This window comes from Cedecea sp. (genome assembly GCF_036500665.1).
Lineage (GTDB): Bacteria > Pseudomonadota > Gammaproteobacteria > Enterobacterales > Enterobacteriaceae > Cedecea.
Genome location: NZ_DASYBS010000103.1, coordinates 1 through 2100, shown reverse-complemented (window position 1 = coordinate 2100; position 2100 = coordinate 1). Strand labels below are relative to the sequence as shown.

Below are 2100 nucleotides of genomic sequence, written 5' to 3'. Positions count from 1 at the left end.
CAACAAACGGTTACTGGAACGGCTGGGTCATATCCCACCGGCAGAAGCGGAAAAGGCCTGGTACGCTTCCATCGGGAATAAGGATCTGGCAGCCTGAGTTCACAGACAAAACACTCTCCCGGAAAACCGGGGCGGTTCATTTTGACCAATGACCACTACCTGAAGCGGCAGTCATCAGCTGCCGGGTATCTTACAATCTTATGGAGCCCGAACGCAATGAACACCTGTGTATATTTTATTAAAACCAGACTGAAAGCACCTGAAGCTGAGAACGTGCTCTGCTGGATAACAGCCATAACAGATGCCCTGAATAACGATACCGTTCACCATAAAGAAGTTGCCAAAACACAGTTGTTCACTCACCTCATGATTGACCTGGAAGCGTTCGGTACAAACCCGGACGCACCGATAGTTTCTGTTGGCGCAGTATTTTTCAATCCTGAAACCGGCGGGATGGGCAGCGAGTTTTACAAAGTCATTAGCCTTGAGTCCTCCATGGCCTTCGGCGGCCGCCCGGATGCCGATACCATTCTCTGGTGGCTGAAACAGTCCGCGGAGGCCCGCTCTGCAATTCTGGTGGATGATGCCATACCTCTGGATGACGCCCTGCTACAGCTAAACGATTTTATCTGCGAAAACGCGGTAAATGGACCGGCCAGCGTTCAGGTATGGGGGAATGGAGCGACATACGATAACGTCCTGCTACGCAGCGCTTATAAACACACCGGCATACCCGCCGTCTGGTCGTTCCGGAATGACAGGGACGTACGCACCATCGTCGAAATGGGCAAAGCAGCTGGTATTAATCCGCGCTATGAAATCCCGTTTGAAGGCGATCAGCATAATGCCCTGGCTGATGCCCGCCATCAGGCTAAATACGTGTCAGCCATCTGGCAACAGCTGATTAAAAACTGATTTTCCTTTTTCACTCATGAACGCACCGGCCAGGTACCTTCTGCCTGCCCGGTCATCAGGAGATGACCGATGCATGAACTTACGCTGTCACCTCAGGAGATTCAGGAAATTACCGGCTATATGCGTTATACGCAGCAACAGCGCCAGTTGCGCTGCCACGGCATACCTTTCACAACGGATGGACGGAATCGCCCAATCGTATTGCGCAGAAACATTTTGCGGGGAACCACCGAACTACCAAAGGTTGACGAATATGTTGCAACAGAGCCGGACTTCGACGCTATCTATGGGCAGGCCAAGAAAAGATCCGAAAGATACTCATCTTCCACCGCGGGTATCAAAAAATAAATACAGCTACATCTGGAAACCAAAGGGAACCACGCTCAGTATTTGCCTGGGGAAAATTCGTGAAACATCAATTTCAAAACTATGGCAACGATACGAAGAAGAGAAGGCTAAACGCCATGACGTGATGACATTCGCCCGGCTGTGGGCAATGTTTATCGGGAGCCCGGCATTCACTGAGCGCGCCCCACGTACTCAAAAGGATTACCACCAGCATCAGAAACAGCTTCTGGCCGTGTTTGGCAAAATGAAAGCTGACGATATTAAGATTGAGCAGGTCCGCATTTTTATGGATAAGCGCGGTGTCAGCAGCAAGACCCAGGCTAACCAGGAAGTGGCCAGCATGTCCCGGGTGTTTGGCTGGGGCTTTGAGCGGGGATATGTGAAGGGGAATCCCTGTAAAGGGATCCGGAAGTTTACCCTCACCGACCGGGACGTTTATATTCCCGATGAAGATTATCTGGCTATTTATGAGTGCGCCCCCCCGGAGGTGCAGGTGGCCATGGAAATTTCATATCTTTGTGCCGCGCGCGAGGGGGACGTTCTGGATTTGCGGCTTGCTGACATCCGGCATGAAGGGATTTTTATTGAGCAGAACAAAACCGGCAAAAAGCAGATTAAGCAGTGGTCCCCTCGCCTCAGAGCAGCAGTCGACCTGGCTATTCAACATTTATCCGGAAGAGCGCCAGCAGGTTATCTGATCCCGGGGCCATCCGGTGGTGCCATGAATAAGAAAACCTTCAATACCTGGTGGAACAAAGCGAAGAAAGCAGCAGCGATCAAGCTTGGTCGTTCTGTTCCGGGAACGTTTCACGACATCAAAGCCAAGGCTATTTCGGA

Annotated in this window: 2 protein-coding genes and 1 pseudogene; all 3 read left to right on the top strand. The window is 51.3% G+C overall.

The genetic code is table 11. The annotated features are described in order from the left end of the window. Positions 1–297 precede the first annotated feature (297 nt). Positions 298–915: pseudogene (locus VGM55_RS17200) on the top strand (3'-5' exonuclease); the annotation flags it as partial. Positions 916–984: 69 nt separating this feature from the next. Further along, on the top strand, positions 985–1263 hold the full coding sequence (locus VGM55_RS17195) for a DUF4224 domain-containing protein (RefSeq protein WP_331636128.1): 279 nt from the start codon (positions 985–987) through the stop codon (positions 1261–1263). After that, positions 1202–2100 (top strand): tyrosine-type recombinase/integrase (locus VGM55_RS17190; protein WP_331636127.1); only part of this gene is annotated, 899 nt, incomplete at its 3' end. The genes VGM55_RS17195 and VGM55_RS17190, both read left to right, overlap by 62 nt.

Bases quoted from the DNA above. Each gene is read 5' to 3' on its own strand.
- VGM55_RS17195 (WP_331636128.1), top strand. From the start codon at position 985: ATGCATGAACTTACGCTGTCACCTCAGGAGATTCAGGAAATTACCGGC.